Source organism: Streptomyces niveiscabiei, assembly GCF_001419795.1.
GTDB lineage: Bacteria > Actinomycetota > Actinomycetes > Streptomycetales > Streptomycetaceae > Streptomyces > Streptomyces niveiscabiei.
This window is the reverse complement of sequence record NZ_LIRL01000062.1, coordinates 1-1,328: the sequence shown is the minus strand read 5'-3', so window position 1 is coordinate 1,328 and position 1,328 is coordinate 1. Positions and strand designations below refer to the sequence as shown.

2 protein-coding genes are annotated in these 1,328 nt (G+C 70.7%); both read left to right on the top strand.

Features of this window, described 5'->3' with window-relative positions:
- A partial coding sequence (dnaN, locus tag AOK24_RS04060) for a DNA polymerase III subunit beta (protein WP_055718676.1) occupies positions 1-1,104 on the top strand: 1,104 nt, incomplete at its 5' end.
- Between the two features lie 146 nt (positions 1,105-1,250).
- Positions 1,251-1,328: NAD(P)-binding domain-containing protein (locus AOK24_RS47270; RefSeq protein WP_159051786.1), on the top strand; the 78-nt coding region annotated here is incomplete at its 3' end.

Here is a 1,328-nt window from a genome sequence, read left to right as displayed (position 1 = left end):
AGCGAGGACAGGCGCCGGCGGGCGGCGCGCAGCCTCCCGGCCCGCCCGCCGGCGCCTGTCCTCGCTGGCCTCCTGCTGAAGGCCGAGGAAGGCCAGCTGAGCCTGTCGAGCTTCGACTACGAGGTCTCCGCGCGGGTCGGCGTCGAGGCCGAGGTCGACGAGGAGGGCACGGTGCTCGTCTCCGGGCGCCTGCTCGCGGACATCTGCCGGGCGCTGCCGAACCGTCCGGTGGAGATCTCCACAGACGGTGTACGGGCGACGGTGGTGTGCGGCTCCTCGCGGTTCACCCTCCACACCCTGCCTGTGGAGGAGTACCCGGCGCTGCCGCAGATGCCGAACGCGACGGGCACCGTGCCGGGCGAGGTCTTCGCCTCGGCCGCCGCCCAGGTCGCCATCGCCGCCGGCCGTGACGACACGCTGCCGGTGCTGACGGGCGTGCGCATCGAGATCGAGGGCGACACGGTCACCCTCGCCTCCACCGACCGCTACCGCTTCGCCGTCCGCGAGTTCCTGTGGAAGCCGGAGAACCCCGAGGCGTCGGCCGTGGCCCTGGTGCCCGCGAAGACCCTGCTCGACACGGCCAAGGCGCTGACCAGCGGTGACAGCGTCATCCTGGCGCTCTCCGGCTCGGGTTCCGGCGAGGGTCTGATCGGTTTCGAGGGCGCCGGCCGTCGGACGACGACGCGTCTGCTGGAGGGCGACCTCCCGAAGTACCGCACGCTCTTCCCGACCGAGTTCAACTCCGTCGCCGTGATCGAGACCGCGCCGTTCGTCGAGGCGGTCAAGCGCGTGGCCCTGGTCGCCGAGCGGAACACCCCGGTGCGGCTGAGCTTCGAACAGGGTGTGCTCATCCTGGAGGCCGGTTCCAGCGACGACGCACAGGCTGTGGAGCGCGTGGACGCCCAGCTCGAGGGCGACGACATCTCGATCGCCTTCAACCCGACGTTCCTGCTGGACGGCCTGAGCGCGATCGACTCGCCGGTGGCGCAGCTGTCGTTCACGACGTCGACGAAGCCGGCCCTCCTGAGCGGCAAGCCCGCGCTGGACGCCGAGGCGGACGAGGCGTACAAGTACCTGATCATGCCGGTGCGGCTGAGCGGCTGAGCCGTGGCGGGGCGTGAGGGTCTCGGCGGCTGAGCGCTTCAGCATGTGAGCGCTTATGCCCACAACTGTGCGCTGACCTCCGGGTTTAGGCTCGTACGCGGTACGCACGTACCCCTCCCGCCCCACCGCAACCTAAGGAACCACTGATGGAGCTCGGTCTCGTCGGACTCGGCAAGATGGGTGGCAACATGCGCGAGCGGATTCGCCGCGCGGGCCACACCGTC